Origin of the sequence: Clostridium sp. CAG:43 (assembly GCF_000434655.1) — a bacterium.
GTDB lineage: Bacteria > Bacillota > Clostridia > Lachnospirales > Lachnospiraceae > Otoolea > Otoolea fessa.
Genome location: NZ_FR895029.1, coordinates 100,909 through 119,590 on the forward strand (window position 1 = coordinate 100,909; position 18,682 = coordinate 119,590).

The 18,682-nt window shown below is 47.5% G+C and carries 23 protein-coding genes and 1 pseudogene (1 of these 24 cut by a window edge); 3 read left to right on the plus strand and 21 right to left on the minus strand.

Translation table 11 applies throughout. From position 1 onward, the window contains the following. From hydF to QVO97_RS12685, 13 genes and pseudogenes are all read right to left on the minus strand, one after another. A pseudogene (hydF, locus tag QVO97_RS02740) lies at positions 1 to 922 on the minus strand ([FeFe] hydrogenase H-cluster maturation GTPase HydF) (it extends 294 nt beyond the left edge of the window). A 19-nt stretch (positions 923 to 941) separates the two neighbouring features. Next, on the minus strand, positions 942 to 2,369 hold the full coding sequence (hydG, locus tag QVO97_RS02745; protein WP_022358886.1) for a [FeFe] hydrogenase H-cluster radical SAM maturase HydG: 1,428 nt from the start codon (positions 2,367 to 2,369) through the stop codon (positions 942 to 944). 165 nt (positions 2,370 to 2,534) lie between these two features. Continuing rightward, positions 2,535 to 3,590 (minus strand): [FeFe] hydrogenase H-cluster radical SAM maturase HydE, encoded by a 1,056-nt coding sequence (gene hydE, locus QVO97_RS02750; RefSeq protein WP_288188753.1) that lies wholly within the window; start codon positions 3,588 to 3,590, stop codon positions 2,535 to 2,537. Positions 3,591 to 3,680: 90 nt separating this feature from the next. Next, on the minus strand, positions 3,681 to 3,947 hold the full coding sequence (locus QVO97_RS02755; RefSeq protein ID WP_022358889.1) for a TM1266 family iron-only hydrogenase system putative regulator: 267 nt from the start codon (positions 3,945 to 3,947) through the stop codon (positions 3,681 to 3,683). Positions 3,948 to 4,453: 506 nt separating this feature from the next. After that, positions 4,454 to 5,218 (minus strand): amino acid ABC transporter ATP-binding protein, encoded by a 765-nt coding sequence (locus QVO97_RS02760; RefSeq protein WP_022358890.1) that lies wholly within the window; start codon positions 5,216 to 5,218, stop codon positions 4,454 to 4,456. A gap of 20 nt (positions 5,219 to 5,238) precedes the next feature. Further along, positions 5,239 to 5,898: an amino acid ABC transporter permease gene (locus QVO97_RS02765; RefSeq protein WP_022358891.1), complete on the minus strand. Its 660-nt coding sequence runs from the start codon at positions 5,896 to 5,898 to the stop codon at positions 5,239 to 5,241. 190 nt (positions 5,899 to 6,088) lie between these two features. Next, a complete protein-coding gene (locus QVO97_RS02770; protein WP_022358892.1) occupies positions 6,089 to 6,946 on the minus strand; it encodes an amino acid ABC transporter substrate-binding protein in 858 nt (285 codons plus the stop codon). A gap of 290 nt (positions 6,947 to 7,236) precedes the next feature. Then, positions 7,237 to 7,503, minus strand: a complete 267-nt coding sequence (rpsR, locus tag QVO97_RS02775) for a 30S ribosomal protein S18 (RefSeq protein ID WP_022358893.1) — start codon at positions 7,501 to 7,503, stop codon at positions 7,237 to 7,239. A gap of 77 nt (positions 7,504 to 7,580) precedes the next feature. Further along, positions 7,581 to 8,042 carry a single-stranded DNA-binding protein gene (locus QVO97_RS02780; RefSeq protein ID WP_022358894.1) on the minus strand — a complete coding sequence of 154 codons (462 nt, stop codon included), beginning with the start codon at positions 8,040 to 8,042 and terminating at the stop codon, positions 7,581 to 7,583. Positions 8,043 to 8,067: 25 nt separating this feature from the next. Further along, positions 8,068 to 8,355 (minus strand): 30S ribosomal protein S6, encoded by a 288-nt coding sequence (rpsF, locus tag QVO97_RS02785; RefSeq protein WP_107001800.1) that lies wholly within the window; start codon positions 8,353 to 8,355, stop codon positions 8,068 to 8,070. A 240-nt stretch (positions 8,356 to 8,595) separates the two neighbouring features. Beyond that, positions 8,596 to 8,790 (minus strand): DUF951 domain-containing protein, encoded by a 195-nt coding sequence (locus QVO97_RS02790; RefSeq protein WP_022358896.1) that lies wholly within the window; start codon positions 8,788 to 8,790, stop codon positions 8,596 to 8,598. A gap of 23 nt (positions 8,791 to 8,813) precedes the next feature. Next, positions 8,814 to 9,536, minus strand: coding sequence for an NAD-dependent protein deacylase (locus QVO97_RS02795; RefSeq protein ID WP_022358897.1), 723 nt, complete (start codon positions 9,534 to 9,536; stop codon positions 8,814 to 8,816). 102 nt (positions 9,537 to 9,638) lie between these two features. Continuing rightward, complete coding sequence (locus QVO97_RS12685; RefSeq protein ID WP_022358898.1) at positions 9,639 to 11,693, minus strand: GNAT family N-acetyltransferase; 2,055 nt, start codon at positions 11,691 to 11,693, stop codon at positions 9,639 to 9,641. A 327-nt stretch (positions 11,694 to 12,020) separates the two neighbouring features. On the opposite strand from QVO97_RS12685, the gene QVO97_RS02810 reads away from it, so the two are divergent. Further along, on the plus strand, positions 12,021 to 13,385 hold the full coding sequence (locus QVO97_RS02810) for an MATE family efflux transporter (protein ID WP_022358899.1): 1,365 nt from the start codon (positions 12,021 to 12,023) through the stop codon (positions 13,383 to 13,385). 269 nt (positions 13,386 to 13,654) lie between these two features. Here the strand turns inward: QVO97_RS02810 and QVO97_RS02815 are convergent, their stop codons facing one another. The 3 genes from QVO97_RS02815 to QVO97_RS02825 all read right to left on the minus strand — a co-directional run bounded on the left by QVO97_RS02815 (position 13,655) and on the right by QVO97_RS02825 (position 15,614). Continuing rightward, entirely contained in the window at positions 13,655 to 14,314 is a 660-nt protein-coding gene (locus tag QVO97_RS02815) for a hypothetical protein (protein ID WP_288188736.1), read from the minus strand. Between the two features lie 153 nt (positions 14,315 to 14,467). Beyond that, positions 14,468 to 14,854, minus strand: coding sequence for a thioesterase family protein (locus QVO97_RS02820; protein WP_022358901.1), 387 nt, complete (start codon positions 14,852 to 14,854; stop codon positions 14,468 to 14,470). Between the two features lie 406 nt (positions 14,855 to 15,260). Beyond that, positions 15,261 to 15,614 carry an AbrB/MazE/SpoVT family DNA-binding domain-containing protein gene (locus QVO97_RS02825; protein WP_353844176.1) on the minus strand — a complete coding sequence of 118 codons (354 nt, stop codon included), beginning with the start codon at positions 15,612 to 15,614 and terminating at the stop codon, positions 15,261 to 15,263. Positions 15,615 to 15,828: 214 nt separating this feature from the next. On the opposite strand from QVO97_RS02825, the gene QVO97_RS02830 reads away from it, so the two are divergent. After that, positions 15,829 to 16,044 (plus strand): type II toxin-antitoxin system Phd/YefM family antitoxin, encoded by a 216-nt coding sequence (locus tag QVO97_RS02830; protein WP_022358903.1) that lies wholly within the window; start codon positions 15,829 to 15,831, stop codon positions 16,042 to 16,044. Further along, entirely contained in the window at positions 16,041 to 16,466 is a 426-nt protein-coding gene (locus QVO97_RS02835) for a PIN domain-containing protein (protein WP_022358904.1), read from the plus strand. Before QVO97_RS02830 ends, QVO97_RS02835 begins: the two co-directional genes overlap by 4 nt. A 92-nt stretch (positions 16,467 to 16,558) precedes the next feature. Here QVO97_RS02835 and QVO97_RS02840 read toward each other — a convergent pair whose 3' ends face one another. The 5 genes from QVO97_RS02840 to QVO97_RS02860 form a co-directional block, all read right to left on the minus strand. Beyond that, positions 16,559 to 17,008, minus strand: coding sequence for a protein/domain associated with GTPase (locus tag QVO97_RS02840; RefSeq protein ID WP_022358905.1), 450 nt, complete (start codon positions 17,006 to 17,008; stop codon positions 16,559 to 16,561). Positions 17,009 to 17,062: 54 nt separating this feature from the next. Further along, positions 17,063 to 17,518, minus strand: a complete 456-nt coding sequence (locus tag QVO97_RS02845; protein ID WP_022358906.1) for an HNH endonuclease — start codon at positions 17,516 to 17,518, stop codon at positions 17,063 to 17,065. A 21-nt stretch (positions 17,519 to 17,539) separates the two neighbouring features. Next, the gene (locus tag QVO97_RS02850) at positions 17,540 to 17,836 is read right to left on the minus strand and encodes a YARHG domain-containing protein (protein WP_369678374.1); all 297 of its coding nucleotides are present in this window, start codon (positions 17,834 to 17,836) and stop codon (positions 17,540 to 17,542) included. After that, a complete protein-coding gene (locus tag QVO97_RS02855; RefSeq protein WP_022358908.1) occupies positions 17,833 to 18,165 on the minus strand; it encodes a zinc-ribbon domain-containing protein in 333 nt (110 codons plus the stop codon). Before QVO97_RS02855 ends, QVO97_RS02850 begins: the two co-directional genes overlap by 4 nt. Positions 18,166 to 18,287: 122 nt before the next feature. Further along, positions 18,288 to 18,563 carry a Mor transcription activator family protein gene (locus QVO97_RS02860; RefSeq protein ID WP_022358909.1) on the minus strand — a complete coding sequence of 92 codons (276 nt, stop codon included), beginning with the start codon at positions 18,561 to 18,563 and terminating at the stop codon, positions 18,288 to 18,290. Positions 18,564 to 18,682: the final 119 nt, after the last annotated feature.

Here is an 18,682-nt window from a genome sequence, read left to right on the forward strand (position 1 = left end):
CGCACTGGCGATGATGCGTACAGCCCTCAGAAATAAGAATCGGATCTCCGTCCTGTATCATTTCCAGCGCTTTGGCGCCCTCCGCTGCCTGTTTCAGATCCCCCTTATATCGCGCAAACAAAATGGAAAAGGAAGTCAGACGCACCTGCGGCGGCGTCAGCCGGTCTACCAGCGGAAATACCTGGCTGTCCGTGATTACCAATGCCGGAGCTTCTTTCAATTTTGCAAACGTCTCCGAAAGTTCACTTTCCCGGCAGACAAACGGCATCGCACCGGTGTCCAGCAGATCCCGGATGACCTGCTGCTGCGGCAGAATCAGCCGCCCCTTCGGCGCCGCCTTGTCAATCGGAACAACCAGAATTACCGTATCAAACGGTTTTACTAGATCAGCAGCCAGCCGTTTTTCATCCGTCTCCTGTGACGTAAGACGTGCCATTTGCTCTTTTAACTGCTGGATTCCTTCTCTCGTCCGGGCACTCACATAGGCGGTATGTTCCACAACCGGTTCCTGTTCCGATTTTCCCGTCAGCAAATCCATCTTATTGTAAACCACCAGATACGGGATTTCCTTCTTCTCAAACAGCCGGATCATCTCTTCTTCCCAGCTGCTGATTCCTTCCACCGCATCCACCACCAGGACTGCCAGATCCGCCTTATTTAAGACTTGACGAGTCTTGCCAACTCTCTTTAAGCCCAGCTCGCCCTCATCGTCGATTCCAGGCGTGTCGATAATAACCACCGGACCGAGCGGCAGAAGCTCCATCGATTTATAGACCGGATCGGTCGTCGTTCCCCGGATGTCCGACACGATCGCCAGCTCCTGCCCGGTCACCGCATTGACCAGACTCGATTTTCCCGCATTTCTCCGTCCAAAAAACGCGATATGTACCCGCTCGCCGGACGGTGTCTCATTCATTCCCATTTTGATCCTCCTGATTTAGCTAAAACCTGAAATCCCGCTGCCCCTTTTCAATTTCAACCAGATTTTTCCTCACGATCTCCTGCACTTTTTCTTTCGGAATCGAACCGATCTCCGCCTGAATCAGCTTCTCTCCAATCTCTTTCGTCCCCGGCGCCGCATAATCCTCCAGATACTCCTTGAGCGTCATCAGCGCATTCGGATGACAACAGTTCTGAATCTGCCCGCTCTTGCACAGGCTCATAAAGCGGTCACCCGTCCGTCCTTCCCGGTAGCACGCCGTACAGAAGCTTGGGATATAGCCTAATTCCATCAGCCAGCGGACCACCTGATCGAGTGTCCGGTTGTCGCTCACATCGAACTGCGCCGAATTTTCCTCCTCCGGCTCTTCCTCTGCATATCCGCCGACACTGGTGCGGGAACCGCCGCTGATCTGCGATACGCCCAGCCGCAGCACCCGCTCCCGACAGGCTTTGCTCTCTCTCGTTGAGATAATCATGCCCGTGTACGGAACTGCCACCCGGATGCAGGCTACGATCTTCTCAAAAATATCGTCGCTGATGCCGTTGTCAAAGGTCGATGGGTCGATATCGTCCGCCCGGCGGATGCGCGGCACACTGATGGTGTGCGGACCAACACCAAAAACTGCCTCCAGATGTTCCGCGTGCATCAAAAGTCCTGCAAATTCATACCGGTACAACTCCAGACCAAATAAAACGCCAATTCCTACATCGTCGATACCGCCCTCCATCGCGCGGTCCATCGCCTCCGTGTGATAGCAGTAATTGTGCTTTGGTCCCGTCGGATGCAGGCGCTCATAGCTCTCCTTATGGTACGTCTCCTGGAACAGGATGTACGTTCCGATTCCCGCCTCTTTCAGTTTCCGGTAATTCTCCACCGTCGTCGCCGCAATATTGACATTGACCCGGCGGATCGCCCCGTTTTTATGCTTGATACTGTAAATTGTCTTGATACTGTCCAGCACATATTCAATCGGATTGTTGACCGGATCCTCGCCCGTCTCCAGCGCCAGACGTTTATGTCCCATATCCTGAAGCGCAATTACCTCCCGGCGGATTTCCTCCTGCGTCAGCTTCTTTCTGGCAATGTGCTTGTTTTTCATGTGGTATGGACAGTACACGCAGCCATTCACGCAGTAATTCGACAGATACAGCGGCGCAAACATGACGATCCGGTTTCCGTAGAAATCCTGCTTGATCTGGCGCGCCAGCTCAAAGATCTCCTCCACCTTTTCCGGGATCTCGCAGTCAAGAAGCACTGCCGCCTCGCGGTGGCTCAGCCCTTTTCGAAGCCGCGCCTTCGCCAGAATCTGGTCAATCAGTTCCACGTTGTTTTTGTTCTTCTCGGCATAGGAAAGAGTCTCTAAAATTTCCTCATGGTTGATAAATTCCTCTGCCTTTTGGGATGATGGGTTGTAATTGTAACTCATAGTTTCTTCTCCTTTTCTTACAGGTCAGGATGATAGCTGTCATGTTTTCCTCCGGAATTTTCAATTTCAAAAATGCCAGCATGGTCAGCCGTCCTTCGCGTCCTTCCCCGTCAGTTTATTTATCTGTAAGCATCTTTCGATGCCAACAAACCAAATCGCAGGCTTTTACCCCTTATAATCTCCCCGGTCGATGACTACCTCGTACCCGATGCTTTCCATGCGCCTCTTCATGCAGTTGATGCACTCCGCCGCCTCGTCTCCCGTACAGATTTTATTGTCATAGAGCATATATTTGGCGCGCACCCCGACCGGAGACAGGTTCGGCAGCACGACGTTTCCGCCTGCCAGAATCCCCAGTTCGCGTCCCATCGGATGAATCGTTCCGAGCGCTGTCGTCGCCGGAAGCAGCACTTTCGGCTTCAGCAGGCGAAGCAGCCCTAAAAGAAACAGTGTCTCTTCCAACGTTCCTGCCGCCTCCCCGCCAAACGGAGTGTCGTGCTGCGGAATAAACGGACCGATTCCCACCATTTCCGGATCCAGTTCTTCGATAAAACGCATATCTCTCGCCAGACAGCGCGCCGTCTGGTGCGGCGAACCGACCATAAAACCGCATCCGGTCTGATAACCAAGCGCCTTTAAATCACGCAGGCACTGCATCCGGTGTTCAAATGACATCTCTGCCGGATGCAGGCTCGCGTAATGGCACGCGTCCGCCGTCTCATGGCGCAGCAGATACCGGTCCGCCCCTGCCTCTTTCCAGCGTTTCAACGTATCATACTTCTTTTCTCCGAGCGACAAAGTAATCGCACAATCTGGAAATCCTGCCCGGATCGCCTGCACCATCTCCATCACCCAGTCGTCCGTCATCGCCGGATCCTCACCACCCTGCAAAACAAAGGTGCGGAATCCCAGCTGATAACCATTCTCACAGCAGGAAAGAATCTCCTCCCGACTCAGGCGGTACCGGCTTGCATTTCGGTTGCTCCTTCGGATGCCGCAATAAAGACAGTCGTTTTTGCAATAATTGCTGCACTCAATGAGTCCCCGCACATACACCGCTTTTCCGTACTCTCTTTCCCGGATGCAGCGCGCTTTTTCAAAGAGGTAGTCCGCCAGCTCCGGTGAACGTCCCTCGATCAGACTGACCCACTCATCCTCCGTCAGGGACTCCCCCGCTTCCAGACGGTCAATCAATCTCTTTAATTCTGTAATCGTTTCTATCTGTTCAGCGCCTGGACGGACCGCCTCCCGCCACCAGTCAGACGGTCGAAGCCCCGCGCGTGTAAAATCTGCCATTCCGTCACCTCGTTTTCATTCCTGTGCTTCCGGTGCCTTCGAATACAGCGCCTTCGAAGAAATCCCCCGCAGCATCCCCAGCTTCCCGGACAGCGCACTGATCACATCACCCGGCGCGTCAATCACGACGCTGATAATATTCACGTTCCGTTTGTGGTAAGGAATCCCCATCCGCCCTACGATATACTGCCCGTACTGATGCAGCACCTTATTCAACTCTTCCGTATCTCCCGTCTGATCGACCACAATACCGATCACGGCAACTCTTGATTCTGTCTCCATGTTTTTCCCTCATATCTTCCTGTTTATCTGTCCAAATTTTTCTCTACAACAGATGCCATTTCAAATATATCTGCTAAAAACCATGCTGCGATCCTGTCCTGCAAAATCTTCCATCCACAGGCACCACTTTTTCCAGCCCCGCCTTTCTATAGAGCAAATGGATCAAAAAGAGCCCGCGCAGACGCGGACTCCATCCATCTCAAAAAGGGTATACGAATCTCCATGAACCGCTCCCCTTTCCTTCAAGACCCGTCTCAAACGTCAGCATCGCTTTTCACCACTTCCAGCATCGCCGGAACACTCGATTATTTCTGTTCCATTCCTTTTTGAAAGGTATCTACTGCCTCGCAAATCGGAATACTTGATAAAAGCGTATCACATTTACTGTAAAATTGCAAATAACACTTATATGCTTCCCCATAAAATGCTTCCCCATAAAAAACGGACGTCGCCGATTTTCCACTCCAAAACCAGCAACGCCCATCTTCCATTTTTCTAATTATTTCTTACAGAATCTTCCCATACCGTCCCAAAAAGCTCTTCGTTCTCTCATTATCCGAAGCAAACACCTTCTCCGGCGCGCCTTCCTCGACGATGAGTCCGTCTGCCATGAAGATCACGCGGTGGGAAATATCTTTCGCAAACGCCATCTCATGGGTAACAATCACCATCGCGATGTGCAGATCCGCTAACGACTTAATAACCTTCAATACTTCTCCCGTCAGCTCCGGATCCAGTGCGGAGGTCGGCTCGTCGAAAAACAGAATCTTCGGATTCAATGCCAATGCACGGGCGATCGCCACACGCTGGCACTGACCGCCGGAGAGCTGGTACGGATAATAGTCCTCCTTATCCTCCAGCCCCATTTTTTTCAGAAGCTCGCGCGCCTCTTTATAAACCGTCTCCTTGTCGCGCTTCTGCACATGGATCGGCGCGTCTGTGATATTTTTCAGCACAGAATAGTGCGGAAACAGGTTAAAATTCTGGAATACCAGACCGTACTGGCTGCGGATCTCCTTCATGTCCTTCTTGTCCGCATAGCTGACCTTGCCATCCGCGCCCGTCCAGGCTGCTCTCTTTCCTAAATATACGATCTCGCCGTGGTCCATCGTCTCCAGCATCGTCGCGCAGCGCAGAAGCGTCGATTTACCCGAGCCGGACGGTCCGATGATGGACACGATCTCGCCCTCGCTCACACTCAGTGAAATATCCTTTAAAACCGACAGATCGCCGAATGATTTTTCCACATGATTTAATTCTAACAGGTTCATTTTCCACATTCCTCCCGCTTCTATCGGTAATAATCCAGCTTTTTCTCAATCCATTCCATTGCAACTGCCACAACCAGATTGAAAATATAGTAAAAGACGGCTGCTGCCACAAACGGCATCATATTCGTCTGGGATGCCGCCAGCGCCTTGGCGATTGAGAACATCTCCGCCACGCTCAACGTAAACGCCAGAGACGTATCTTTTACCAGCGTGATGACCTCATTCGTCACCGACGGAAGAATCCGCTTGATTACCTGCGGCAGGATGATCTTGAAGAAGGTCTGTGCCTTTCCATAACCCAGAATCTCCGCTGCCTCATACTGTCCGACCGGCATCGACTGGATGCCGCTGCGGTAAATCTCGGCAAAATATGCCGCATAGTTAATGACAAAACCGATGAAGGTAGCCCACAGACGGTAACTGCTGCCGACTTTGATGCGAAACAGATAATACGGTCCAAAATACACCACCATCAGCTGCAGCATCAGCGGTGTGCCTCGCATAATCGAAATATATACTTTTACAATCGTCTGGATCAGCTTGTTCTTCGACATACGCCCGAACGCGATCACGAGTCCTAACGGAAGTGAAAATAGCAGTGTGATCACAAAAATCTGTGTGCTGACTGCCATACCACCCGCAAGCTGTGTAATCATCTGCTGGAGTGTCATCTTACCCATAATTATCCCATACCTGCTTTCTAAAATGTAGATTCGTTACTGTTCACGCATACGTGCCCGGTAACGGAATGTGCTGTGACTTCACAGTTAAACACATAAACCGCGAATGGGGACTGCCATGAAATCATTCACAGCCGTCCCTATTCCTATTATTTAATAATGTTTCGTTTTTACAATCAACGATTAATTACTATTTGCCGATGGTAGTTACGTCCTTGCTAAACCATTTCTCAGAAACTTCCTGTAAGGTTCCATCCTCTGCCATCTCTTCCAGAGTGCTCTGAACTTTATCTCTTAACTCGGTGTTGCCCTTCTTGAAGCCTACGCCGTATTCTTCCTCAGAAAGGGAATCGTCCAGAATCTTAAAATCAGCGTTTCTCTGCTGAATCTGATAGCCTGCTACGATTACATCCATCGCAATGGCATCAACGGCGCCCTGCTCCAGATCCATGAATGCGGTGTTGTAATCAGCGGTTGTCAGAAGCTCCTTGAAAGTAGCGGTCAGTTCCGGTGCCTCTTTTAAAGCTGCCTCTGCGGAAGAATCTGCCTGAACCTCTACGATCTTGCCTGCCAGATCCGCCTGGCTGTTGATATCCGAATCATTGGCTACGACAAATACCTGCTGGTTTGCCATGTACGGCTCAGTCCAGGTGTAATCATCCTCACGACCCGTCATCGTAAATCCATTCCAGATGCAGTCGATATTGCCGGACTCAAGCTCCATATCTTTAGAATCCCAGGCAATCGGCTGTGCCTTATATTCCAGACCCAGACGTTTTGCAACTTCCTGTGCCAGCTCCAGGTCAAATCCGGTGTACTCGCCGTTATCGCCTACAAATCCCATCGGTGGGAAATCCTGATCAAAACCAACAATCAGAGTGCCGCCGTCGGTTGTCTTCGCCTCTTCTGCGGTGGTTTCCTCTGCCTGGCTCTCAGCCGCTTCTGTGTCTGCTGCGGTTGTCTCTGCTGCGCTGTTGCTGCTGCCACATGCGGTCATGGAAAGTGCCATTACTGCAGCCAGCGCTGCGCTCACAAATCTCTTTTTCATAATTGGTGTCCTCCTCATTTTCAGACAGTGGAAGCCGTTCTCCCTTTGCCGGTTTCCGTCTCGCTTTTTAATATGCTACCATATTAGCATACTAAAGCGTTTTTGTAAAGCACTTATTTTCGAAATCTGTCTTTTTGTGTAATAGGAAATTCCATGGAATTTCCTATTATACAAAAAGGGATCCCACATGATCTCTCACATGGAATCCCAATCATTTTTATCCTCAATAATTGAGTGAAATTTGAGTAAAAATCTTCTTTTACCCTTAAAAAACCCTTATTTTACAAGGATTACTCGCAAACATACGGCATCAGGGACAGATGTCTTGCTCTCTTGATAGCTACAGTCAGAGCTCTCTGATGTTTAGCACAGTTGCCAGTGATACGTCTCGGAAGGATTTTTCCTCTCTCGGATACGTATCTCTTTAATTTATTTGTATCTTTGTAATCGATTTCGCCGTTCTTCTCGCCGCAGAATACACAAACTTTTTTTCTTCTACGCATACCGCCTCTTCTGATCTTGGAAGCGTCTGTTTTATCGCCTTTATTGAATGCCATTGGTCTTTCCTCCTTCACACACATCAGCCTGATGGCGCTCTCGCGCACTCCGTCCGCCGGGGGACCGATTCCCGAACCTAGTTGAACGGAAGGCCTTCGTCTTCTACTCCATCAGGAATATTCATGAATCCATCGCCGATTGCGCTGGACGGAGCCGGGCGCTCTGCCGGACGGTAACCGCCGTCGCTGTTGCCAGATGCCGCATTCTTGCTCTCTGCAAATTCCTGATCCTCTACAATCACTTCTGTCGTATATACTTTCTGGCCGTCACGATTGGTATAGCTGCCAGTCTGAATTCTTCCGGTTACTACGAGCTTGGTTCCCTGATGAAAATACTTCTCAGCGAATTCGCCTGCTCTGTCAAATGCAACACACGGAATGAAATCCGCTGTCTGTGCGCTGTCGTCTCCGTTTCCGCCTCTGCGGCCTCTGCGGTCTACTGCCAGCGTGTATCTGGCGATTGCCATAGCTCTCTCGCCCTGAGAGTATCTCACTTCCGGATCTCTCGTTAATCTGCCCATCAGAATTACTTTATTCATACGATCACTCTTTCTTTATCTACTCTTACGCATCCTGTCTTACGCATAAGTATCTGATAACCGGCTCCATGATGCGGATGTGGTTCTCCACCTCATTCGGGCATACGGAATCAGACTCGAAATGTACGAAGTAGTAGAATCCTTCTTTCATTTTCTGAATCTCGTAAGCAAGTCTCTTCTTGCCCCATTCATCAATGTCAGTTACTGTACCGCCGAAACGTGTGATGTAACCTGTTACTTTCTCCATCGCTGCGGCTCTCTCTTCGTCCTCGAGTTTTGCGCTAAGAACAACTGCTAATTCATATTTGTTCATGCTCTTTCTTACCTCCTTGTGGTCACTGACCCCCTGACTCCAGCAGGGAGTAAGGATTTTTGTGTTATATATTACCGAATATCTATGATACCAAAAAAGGAACGGCTTGGCAAGCACTTTTTCGAGATTTTCCATGTAAATTTTCTCGTTTTTTCCGGGCTTTCTGCCCCTTCTTACGGCATTCTTTTACTGACTGCCAGATCATGAAGCTGCCTGCATCTGTACGCCCACCCGCCGCTCTTATTCGGACTTCTCTCCCGCTTTTTTCAGTCCTCTGGTACTCTTTTCTACCAATGGTCGTGCCATCATCACCTGATGCCCGCAGCCGGCACATTTCAAACGGAAATCCGCGCCGACCCGCAGGATCTCCCACTCATGGCTGCCGCACGGGTGCGGCTTTTTGAGTTTTACAATATCTCCAACCTCGTATACCATTTCCTCTCTCCCCTGTTACTGCCTTATACTCCGACCGCGTCCCCCAGCACCTTCCCGATGCTGTCGCTGATAACCAGATCCGCCTGACCATCGTGCGAGGTCGCTGATTTATTGATCAGAACCAGTTTATTTCCATGATAATAATCAATCAGCCCCGCTGCCGGGTACACCACCAGCGAGGTGCCGCCGATGATCAGCATATCTGCCTTGCGGATATGGGCAATTGACCGCTCAATTACCTCATTGTCCAGTCCTTCCTCATACAGCACGACATCCGGCTTAATCACGCCGCCGCAGCCGCACTTCGGCACGCCCTTCATCTTCAAAATATCATCCAATCCGTAAAACCTGCCGCAGCGCGTACAATGGTTGCGGAGCACCGATCCGTGCAGCTCCAGCACCTCTTTGCTGCCTGCTGCCTGGTGCAGCCCGTCGATATTCTGGGTAATGACCGCTTTCAGCTTTCCTTCCTGCTCCAGCTTCGCCAGCGCCAGATGCGCCCGGTTCGGCTTTGCATTCGGGAACAGCATCTTATTGCGGTAAAACCGGTAAAATTCCTCTGGCTTTCTCATATAAAAGCTGTGGCTTAAAATCGTTTCCGGCGGATAGTCATACTCCTGATGGTACAGCCCGTCCGTGCTTCTAAAATCCGGGATATTGCTCTCGGTCGAAACACCCGCCCCGCCAAAAAATACAATATAATTTGACTCATTAATCCATTTTTTTAATGTGTCTGTCTCTCCCATCTGACGCACTCTCCTCTCCTTTTTCTGAAAACATAAAAGCGGTTGCTATTAGTTTACATAAAATCAGAACATTCTCTATCCTATACAATTACAGCACGCACTCTACACGATCTCATCCAGATACACGCCGTTCACCGTATCCACCTGTGCCAGAATCTCTGCCAGCCCCTTATTTTCAAGCTGTCCGCCCCAGATTTCTTCCGCTTTCCGGTAGCCAAACAGCCAGCTCACCAGCTCTTCCGGCTTCGTCTCCAGCCATATGGAAACATTTTCCGTGCAGCCGCAGGTATCCGGCTCCGGTTTCCGCGCCTTCAGGCTGGAACCTGTCTCCCCAATCGTCCAGACAAACTCACCGTTGTTCATTTCCAGAATCGGATCATTCATACGGATGCCCAGTGTGAGTATACGTTTTTCTTCTCCCTGCTGCTCTGCCTGTTTTAAGCCAAATGCCGCCAGCAGCGCCCCGATATTCGTCAGGCGCGCCATATTCCACGGCTTCTCGCCCATCTTGACCGTGTATGCGTCCTCCGCATACAAAAGCCGGTGTTCACGGACTTCCCAGCCCCAGTAGGCATCCAGGCCAACCAGCCTGCCGTCCTGTTCCAGGAATTCCAACGTGCCATTTTCAGAAGCCAGCTCCTTGATGAGACGGCTCACATACGCCGCATCCCGGCGCGTATACATCTCATACCGTGCGCCCAGCCACTGTTCCATATAGACAGCAGCCCGCCCGCAGTCCTCCGGAGTATCCTGGCACACCGTGCGCGTCAGCGTCTGTTTCGCCTTCTCGGTCAGCTCATAGGATGCCACATTTCCGATGAAGGTAAATCCCATTGGCGCATACACAGCCGGGTTGACCGGAACCAGATACGTGATCGGCTTTCCGGCTGCCTCCTCGTCGTGAAGCATTTTCACAAATACGTCCCGGAAATGTCCCTCGCGGCGGCGGCTCTCCTCGGTCGCCACCCCGACCAGATAATCGAGCTTCCAGAGGCGTCCACGCAGCTTCACCGCATACGGATTGTACTGCACCATCGAAATCAGAAGTCCATTATCCTTTTTCACCAGAATCTCGTTATCCTTCGTCTTTTCCTTATAATAATACTCGATAAAACTCTCCGAATCTTCCGGGAAACACATATGCCAGAGATGCTTCGTCTCGTCCTTATCCTCCGCATCCAGATACGTCAGCACACTTCCCGCCGTCGTATTGGCGATCTGCTCCGCCCAGTGATAGCCCTTGCTGCCGTTTAACAGCTGTTCTACCAGATATTTGCGTGCATAATCCGCCGGATAATACGTCATTTTCGCCTTCCGGAGTCCCTCTAAGCCCATATCGTCCTCGCGGTTGACCCACTCAGCCTCAGGAAATTCCTCTATCAGGAACTGTTGGTTGATAAACTGGTACAGACCGTTGATCTCCGGGTTTGCCTTCTCAATATGGATAACCGCCATATGTTCCACCGGATTGTAGCTTCCGATCGTAAATGCCTCCATCTGACCGTCGATATACACGCCGCCCATGTGGATGCTGAATTCTGAACAGTTTTTCAGAATATCGTGAATGCCCTTTACCTCATAATCGAGATGTTCCTCGACCTCCTCGCCCTTCTGCTGTCTCCAGCGGTCCAGAAAAACCCAGACATCGTGGCTGTCCGAACAGCATAGACGGCGGTACTCATAGCGCCCCTCATATTCGCGCTTAAATGCGTTGACGCGGTTTTTCTTCTTATGCAGTTTCTTTCCCGCCAGGGAACGCATCGCATCGCCGTTGTAGAGATAATCCCTCGAATCGACCTGCTCTTCCACCAGATATTTGTCCTCCGGCAGATTTAAATATTTCACTGCATACTCATCCGCCAGATTGATAACCAGCGGATATCCCAATTCTTCATTAAAATACTCCTCAATCGCCGCAAACGCCCCCGGCAGGTCTTCCTCCCGGCACAGCGGCATCGCGGAAAAACAACGTCCTTCATTCTCCATCAGCCATAAAAGCGCCTTATTTTCCCAGATTGCATAACGGACATTATAATAATCTTTCCAGACATAGCTCTCCAGAAATACGCTGTCGCACGTCATATTGTGGCGCATCGCGTAAAACGGAAGCATCTCCTGGATACTGTTAACTTCAATTTTTTTAAACTCTAAACTCATGAAACCTCCTGTGTAAAATCAAAGTGGGTTTTATTTGCCTTCTCATATTATACCATAAATACTAAATTCAGCTATCGCCTTTGGCTCTGCTTCATTAAGTATTTAGGTATGACTCGCACTAAGCTCGAAAACACCTCGCTAAGTGCTCATATTATACCACAAATTTCCTACTTAAAAACAAGGATTTTCTTCCCTTGACTCTATAATTATTGTAGACATTATAGTTATTTCTGATAAACTATACTCAGAAAACGATTTCTGCGGCGTTTTTTTCTGACGGCCGACGGCAGGATCATCTATTTTTACCAGAAAGACGAGGATTTATTCATGGAAAAGAATCTCACCTCCGGCAGTGTGCTGAAAACAGTTATCTATTTTTCCCTGCCATATTTGTTATCTTATTTTTTGCAGACACTCTACGGCATGGCGGATCTGTTTATTATCGGGCAGTTTGGAGGCGTGGATGGGACGACGGCGGTCTCGGTCGGCAGTCAGGTCATGCATATGCTGACGGTTATGATCGTTGGTCTGGCGATGGGCGCAACGGTTCTCATCGGACGCGCGGTCGGCGCGGGTGACCGGAAGCTTGCGGCGCGCGGCATCGGTAACACGATTTCCTTATTTGCAGGTCTGTCCATTCTTCTGACCGGACTTCTGCTGACGGCGGTTCACGGCATTATCAGGCTGCTGTCTGTCCCGGAGGAAGCGGTAAACGGCACCGCGGCATATCTGATGATCTGCTTTGCCGGCATCCCGTTCATCACCGCCTACAATATCATCAGCTCTATTTTCCGCGGCATGGGCGACTCCAAAAGTCCGATGTATTTCGTTGCAATCGCCTGTATTATCAATATTGCGCTTGATTACCTTTTAATGGGCGTGTTTTCGCTCGGTCCGTCCGGCGCGGCGCTCGGCACGACCCTGTCACAGATGTGCAGTGTCCTGATCGCCCTGGTCGTAATCATTAAAAAACGAATGTTTCCGGGTTTTCGTCTCCGTGACCTCCATCTACATAAGACTACCATAGCCTCCATCCTGCAGGTCGGAATCCCAGTTGCAGTTCAGGACGGCTTTATACAGGTTTCTTTTCTGGTTATTACCATGTTTGCCAACCAGCGCGGATTAAATGATGCGGCGGCGGTCGGAATCGTTGAAAAGCTGATCGGAATCCTGTTTCTGGTTCCATCCTCGCTTCTCTCCACGGTTTCCGCCCTCTCCGCTCAAAACCTGGGCGCCAGAAAACCTGAGCGTGCCCGTCAGACGCTGCGCTACGCGATCTGCATCACATTTTCTTTCGGGCTGGTCATCTCAATTGCCATGCAGTTTGCTGCCGGTGCCGCCGTCTCCCTCTTTACTGATGAGGCAGAGGTTGTCCGACTCGGAACCCAGTATATGAAGAGCTATGTGCTGGACTGCATGATCGCCGGTATCCATTTCTGCTGCAGCGGTTTCTTCTGCGCCTGCGGACTGTCCGGGCTGTCGTTCCTGCACAACTGCATCTCGATCGTGGTAGCGCGCATCCCGCTCGCATGGCTCGCCTGCCGCTATTTCCCGGAAACACTGTATCCGATGGGACTCGCAGCGCCGATCGGATCTCTCATCTCCGTTGCCATCTGCCTGATTGCATTACGGTGGATTAGACGGCATCCAGAAAAGCTGGTTATGAATTTACATCCAGTTGAAACTGAATAAATGCTCCATTCCCATCTGAATCTTGAAACTTCCATCGCCAGTTCGACAAGTCTCAGACTGAAACAGCGGTCTGGCCTGGAAAGGTCGGTGTCGGCATTTCGCCGGAATCTCCCTCCGTTCCGAGCACAGACAAATGGCAGGAAACTACCTGCATGGTTGTCCGCTTTCGCGGCAGCCATCAGGAAGCTCCTGCCCCATATAAAACTCTTCTGCAATTTATCCGGGATTATTCTTTCTCCATCACTGTCTTCTTCCGGGATCTCACCCGCTTACTTTTCCCGCATCTCCAGCAGTCTCCACGCCTTCTTATTCTGGACTTCCAGCACGGAACCACAATATTCACACTTTTTCAACCCCAGCTTCTGAATCGGTGCACCGCAGTTTGGACAGATAAGCGAAACCGCTGCCCCTGCTGTTTTCGCATCCTCATAGACATATACCAGTTCCGTCTCATAAACCGTCTGAATCAGATTCGAATGCAGTTCTGACTGCATCTCAGGCGTTTTCTCATATTCAGTCATTTTCTCATACTCGACCGCCGACTCACACAAAATCCGGCAGAGTCCTTTTTCCTTCTGATAGCGGCTGATGACCGTCCGGTGGATATGTACCTTCTGATACTCTTTTTCCAGTTTTTTTCTCAATTCTGTCTCGATCTGAGCCTTCCACTCGCTCCAGTTAAACTCCGGGAAATCTTTTGCAATCTGCGGCAGGCACAGCCGATCCATTCCCGCCAGCGAACACGGTTTGGATGCGTCTGGCTGCGTCAAATCACCTTCCGATAAATGCTTTGCCACATACCGAAGCACCTGTATCTCCGGCGTACTCGCCAGCTGCCGCATTTTCCTCTTTATTTTGCGGTAAATCCACCTGACAAGCGCTGCCGCAATCAAAATGCCAATGATCCACCCTATCGTTTCTGTCCGCACCGCTGCCTCTCTTTCTATGTTGCTGCACACACACGTGACCAGTAACTTTTCTTTATCTCTATTCACACGCATGGCATACCACAAGCTGATTTTTCCGCTCCCCCTTATCCCAGAACGGCAAAATCCACGCATGATACTTAAACCTGATACTCTTTATTCCGCCTTGCTCGCAGCCTTGTCGCTCATCGCCTTTGAATTTACCATGATCCGCAGATGGGACCCTTCGCCGCATTTGCCCTTCTCATCGTTTACTTCAATATCAAACCACATTTTCCGGCGCTCAATGCTGCGGAGTTTTGCAGTCGCTGTTACCTTCATTCCCACCGGCGTCGGTGCCAGATGGCGGCAGTGAATCTCCGCTCCGACCGTCGTCTGTCCTTCCTCCAGATACGATTTCGCCAGTTCCAGCGCTGCCGCCTCCATCAGGGCCACCATATTCGGAGTAGACAAAATTTGGGAACCTGCGCTTCCGATTCGCTTTGCCGTCATCTCATCCGTTACTTCCCAGGTCAGGCTGTATTCCTGTAATTTTTCTGCCATTTTCGCTTCCTCCATATTATAAAATAATTTTGTCGCGGCTATTTAAAATGCCGTTTCGTGAATGATTCTATTATAGCAGAAGATGTGAAAATCGGATAGCGCATCTTACTTCACAGCTAATCAAACCGTTAAAATTCCGAAAATTCTTGTAAAACAAAAAAGGAACCATCTTTCGATGATTCCTCAGAGGCGACAACCAGATTTGAACTGGTGATCAGGGTGTTGCAGACCTTGATCGCCAGTCTCTGGAAGCCGCATAAATACTACATTCCCAGACACGGTGCACTCATTTGGTGCCCTATTGGTGCCTTATTTTTTATAATTGGACAAAATCCGCCTCTATATACGCTTCAATTTTACTATATCGGACTCTTAAAAACCTTTATTTCCTGTTACGGCTCTCTTACTACACCCCTTTTTCCGAGCGGACTTCTTTCACTAAATCCATTACTGCCTCATCCGATGTAAGCCCCGTTTCTTCTGCTACTCCCGCCATCTCTGTCTGTAAACTCTGTATCATATAAACAGCCGAATTAATAAGTCTAACGCTTCTATTCTCCACAATAAAAGTAATTCTATCGCCGTTAGATACCCCTAAAATCTCACGTATGCTTTGTGGAATCGTAACCTGACCATTCTTACCCACCTTAGCATTCTCAATAAATGTATCCGCAAGCATACATACGCCTCCTGCTCTCATATACCATACACTTGTTTTTGCAAGACGATTTTCCGCCAGTCGCGTTTGAATCTCATCCATATATACCGCTGGGTTCTGAACGCTCCTGTCAAAAAATCATCTCGCAAAAAGCAAGTGTCGATAGACTCATTCCATACAAATTGATTATATTCCAGATAGTATACATATATAATATTTATATCGAAAAAATTTCTTCAAATAAATCGTATGATTTCATTGATAAAATCGTTCGAAAGTAATATAATAATCGTACAGAAGAAAGGATGGTGATTCCATGTCGATTACAGCAACCGAATTCAAAAATAATTTTGGAAAATATTTACTGCTTGCCACAAAAGAAGACATTTTCATCACTAAAAACGGAAAAACAATCGCCAAGCTCACTTCTCCATATCAAAACAAAATTGATACTGTAGAATCTCTGTTTGGCAGCCTACCAGATACCGTGACTCTGGACGACGTAAGAGAGGAGAGATTAAGCAAAATATGAAAGCTTTAATTGACACCTGTGTCGTCATAGACTTTCTCCAAAAAAGAGAACCTTTTGCAGCCACTTCCAAGGAGATATTTTTTGCAGCTGCAACCGATCAATTTTCAGGCTATATTACTGCCAAATCAGCAACAGATATCTATTATCTAATGCATCGCTGTACCCACAGTGATAAAGCAAGCCGTAAATTGCTAAATCAACTATTTAGTTTGATCGGCATGCTCGATACATCCGCAGAAGATATTTTCCACGCTCTCACTTCTGAAACCACGGATTTTGAAGACGCTGTTATGATCGAAACAGCTATACGTACCCATGTTGATTATTTAATTACCCGAAATACAAAAGATTATGCCAAAAGCCCTGTTCCGATTTGTTCACCCGATCAATTCATGGAAATTTTGAAAGACGAAATGGCATAATTAATAACACAGCATAATTTTTTGATAACAACACTATCAAAATTTATGCTGTGTTTCTTACATTTCAAAACTCCCTCTGCACCTTTTTAATATTATTTTTCCAATACTCTTAATCCATCAAATACCTGCCGTAACTCTCCAGCTGTTTCTACAATATTCTCTGGCTCTTCGCCTTGAGACATCCGATAAAAATCATCCGCAACTATCCACCCCAGCGCTTCTGTTATCATAGCAGCCGTTGTTGCTCCAATTACAGAGCCCGCTACCGGAATTGTTTTTAAAATGTTGGCATAAAGTGCCCTTCCTGCCTGTTGCGTAATTGTAACACTTGCAATTGATTTTGCTGCGGATTGAGATAATACAACATCAAAAATCTTTCCCAATGATATAATCATCGCAATTTGAGCCGCCGTAATTGGTATCGCATCCGACATTGGTATCGGTATTGCACCGGCTGCCGCAGCAGCTGTTGTCGCTGTATGTATTGCAATATGGCATTTTTTTTCAAGTTCTTTTGGCATACGTACCTTAGATTTATTCATTTTTATTCTCCTTTAGTATTTTCCATTTTCTCTAAAAAAATAAATTTTTCAAATTTAAATAAGCTTTCTTCTTGCTTCCCTCCTTAAATCCGCCTTCCCCTCTTGAAACCTTGGATCATCCAAAGCTTCAAGAATTTCTTTATCATCCAATTGTGGTAAATACTTTTCCCGTATTTCTTTTTTCTTTCTATCTATTATAGGTTTTAATACTTCTGAACGCTTATATTGTGCATACGAAGATTTTCTTTTTTTCAAATCACTTTTTGTCAATGTCATATCATTCCCTTTAGAACAATTACATTTTTTACATAAACACTGTAAATTTTGTGGTTGATTCCCTCCCCCTTTACTTTGCGGTATAATATGATCTATCTCTATAGATTTTTTTGGAAAATATCGTTCACAATGAACACATTGATATTTTCCATTATTCGACATCATATTGGTTTCTAATCCTATTTTTCTATAATTAGAATTTTTATTATCTTCCTGTTTTTTTAAACCCCACATTTTGTCACTTCCCCTATTTTATTATTTTCTCCATTCCTCTTCTCTTTTTATCATATCTAGATTAGCTCTCTCATACTCATTTAGTACCGAATCATCAAACTGGTCGGCTGTTAAATATCCATGATACCAATTCATACTTTGAAAATAACTATTCAAATCAGCTGATCCAAATATATATCCATGTCTAGCATAAATCTCATTCCTTCCCAACCGTAATTCTTCATCTGCACACATTCTTAATTCGTCCTCCGTATAATAACGCGAATCACTATCTGGGAAAATATAGTAATCATCCTGTGTATTCGTATTTTCAGCTATACCAGAGTAATCCGGTTCATCTGAGAAATATCCATTAGTTCTTTCTCAGTTTCCACAACATTTTCAGAACCTACATTACTTTCATCTTCCGGTAAAAATATTCCAAACACTATAAGTGCAATAAATAATATTCCTCCCCCTACCAATATTCGCTTTACAATACTCTTTTTTTTCTTTACATATATTTTATTTTGTGATTCTGATATTATTTGCTCCTTTTCATTAGAAAAAAAATCTAAAACAGGACTTCCACATACACTGCAAAACTTTTCATTTCCTGTTAATTTATTCCCACATTTAGGGCAATAATTAATTTCCTTATTTTCCACGTTATTTACCCCCTTATCTGAGTTTTATTCCACTCTCTCCCAAAGTCTCATACATTATACTTTCTTCCCCCATCAACCAATGGTGTCGATGTCTTCAACACCATTGGTTTTTTATTTGTTTACTAATCGCAGCTTTCCTCCCTACTCTCCTTCAGCATCTGGCGCAATCGCCGTTCCGAATAGCCGTACCTTGTCGCCATTTTCTTAATCGGCTGACTTTCTCCCCCATTTAATTGCCTGACAATATAATCCTTTGTATACAAACGCGTTGGAAAAGCTATCTGCTGCCCTTTAAAATGAACATAAATTTTTGTTACGGCTTCCGCGCCAATCAACTGTGCCATTTCACTGTAAATACCGATTAAATCTTCCGGTTCAACCTTTGATTCCTTGTTCAATCATTCTCCTCCCTTCTACTTGTACTATACACTTTATTCAATGAAATATCACTTGCGTTTCTTCTTTGAAATTTTCCATGTAATTTTCCACTTTTCCCATATAATACTTTGCATATCTT

What these genes read in the sequence shown, in the direction of transcription:
- hydG (WP_022358886.1), bottom strand. Translation starts at nt 2,369, where the DNA reads ATGAGTTACAATTACAACCCATCATCCCAAAAGGCAGAGGAATTTATC.
- QVO97_RS02755 (WP_022358889.1), bottom strand. Translation starts at nt 3,947, where the DNA reads ATGGAGACAGAATCAAGAGTTGCCGTGATCGGTATTGTGGTCGATCAG.
- QVO97_RS02760 (WP_022358890.1), bottom strand. Translation starts at nt 5,218, where the DNA reads ATGAACCTGTTAGAATTAAATCATGTGGAAAAATCATTCGGCGATCTG.
- QVO97_RS02765 (WP_022358891.1), bottom strand. Translation starts at nt 5,898, where the DNA reads ATGGGTAAGATGACACTCCAGCAGATGATTACACAGCTTGCGGGTGGT.
- QVO97_RS02770 (WP_022358892.1), bottom strand. Translation starts at nt 6,946, where the DNA reads ATGAAAAAGAGATTTGTGAGCGCAGCGCTGGCTGCAGTAATGGCACTT.
- rpsR (WP_022358893.1), bottom strand. Translation starts at nt 7,503, where the DNA reads ATGGCATTCAATAAAGGCGATAAAACAGACGCTTCCAAGATCAGAAGA.
- QVO97_RS02780 (WP_022358894.1), bottom strand. Translation starts at nt 8,042, where the DNA reads ATGAATAAAGTAATTCTGATGGGCAGATTAACGAGAGATCCGGAAGTG.
- rpsF (WP_107001800.1), bottom strand. Translation starts at nt 8,355, where the DNA reads ATGAACAAATATGAATTAGCAGTTGTTCTTAGCGCAAAACTCGAGGAC.
- QVO97_RS02790 (WP_022358896.1), bottom strand. Translation starts at nt 8,790, where the DNA reads ATGGTATACGAGGTTGGAGATATTGTAAAACTCAAAAAGCCGCACCCG.
- QVO97_RS02795 (WP_022358897.1), bottom strand. Translation starts at nt 9,536, where the DNA reads ATGGGAGAGACAGACACATTAAAAAAATGGATTAATGAGTCAAATTAT.
- QVO97_RS12685 (WP_022358898.1), bottom strand. Translation starts at nt 11,693, where the DNA reads ATGAGTTTAGAGTTTAAAAAAATTGAAGTTAACAGTATCCAGGAGATG.
- QVO97_RS02810 (WP_022358899.1), top strand. Translation starts at nt 12,021, where the DNA reads ATGGAAAAGAATCTCACCTCCGGCAGTGTGCTGAAAACAGTTATCTAT.
- QVO97_RS02820 (WP_022358901.1), bottom strand. Translation starts at nt 14,854, where the DNA reads ATGGCAGAAAAATTACAGGAATACAGCCTGACCTGGGAAGTAACGGAT.
- QVO97_RS02825 (WP_353844176.1), bottom strand. Translation starts at nt 15,614, where the DNA reads ATGGATGAGATTCAAACGCGACTGGCGGAAAATCGTCTTGCAAAAACA.
- QVO97_RS02830 (WP_022358903.1), top strand. Translation starts at nt 15,829, where the DNA reads ATGTCGATTACAGCAACCGAATTCAAAAATAATTTTGGAAAATATTTA.
- QVO97_RS02835 (WP_022358904.1), top strand. Translation starts at nt 16,041, where the DNA reads ATGAAAGCTTTAATTGACACCTGTGTCGTCATAGACTTTCTCCAAAAA.
- QVO97_RS02840 (WP_022358905.1), bottom strand. Translation starts at nt 17,008, where the DNA reads ATGAATAAATCTAAGGTACGTATGCCAAAAGAACTTGAAAAAAAATGC.
- QVO97_RS02845 (WP_022358906.1), bottom strand. Translation starts at nt 17,518, where the DNA reads ATGTGGGGTTTAAAAAAACAGGAAGATAATAAAAATTCTAATTATAGA.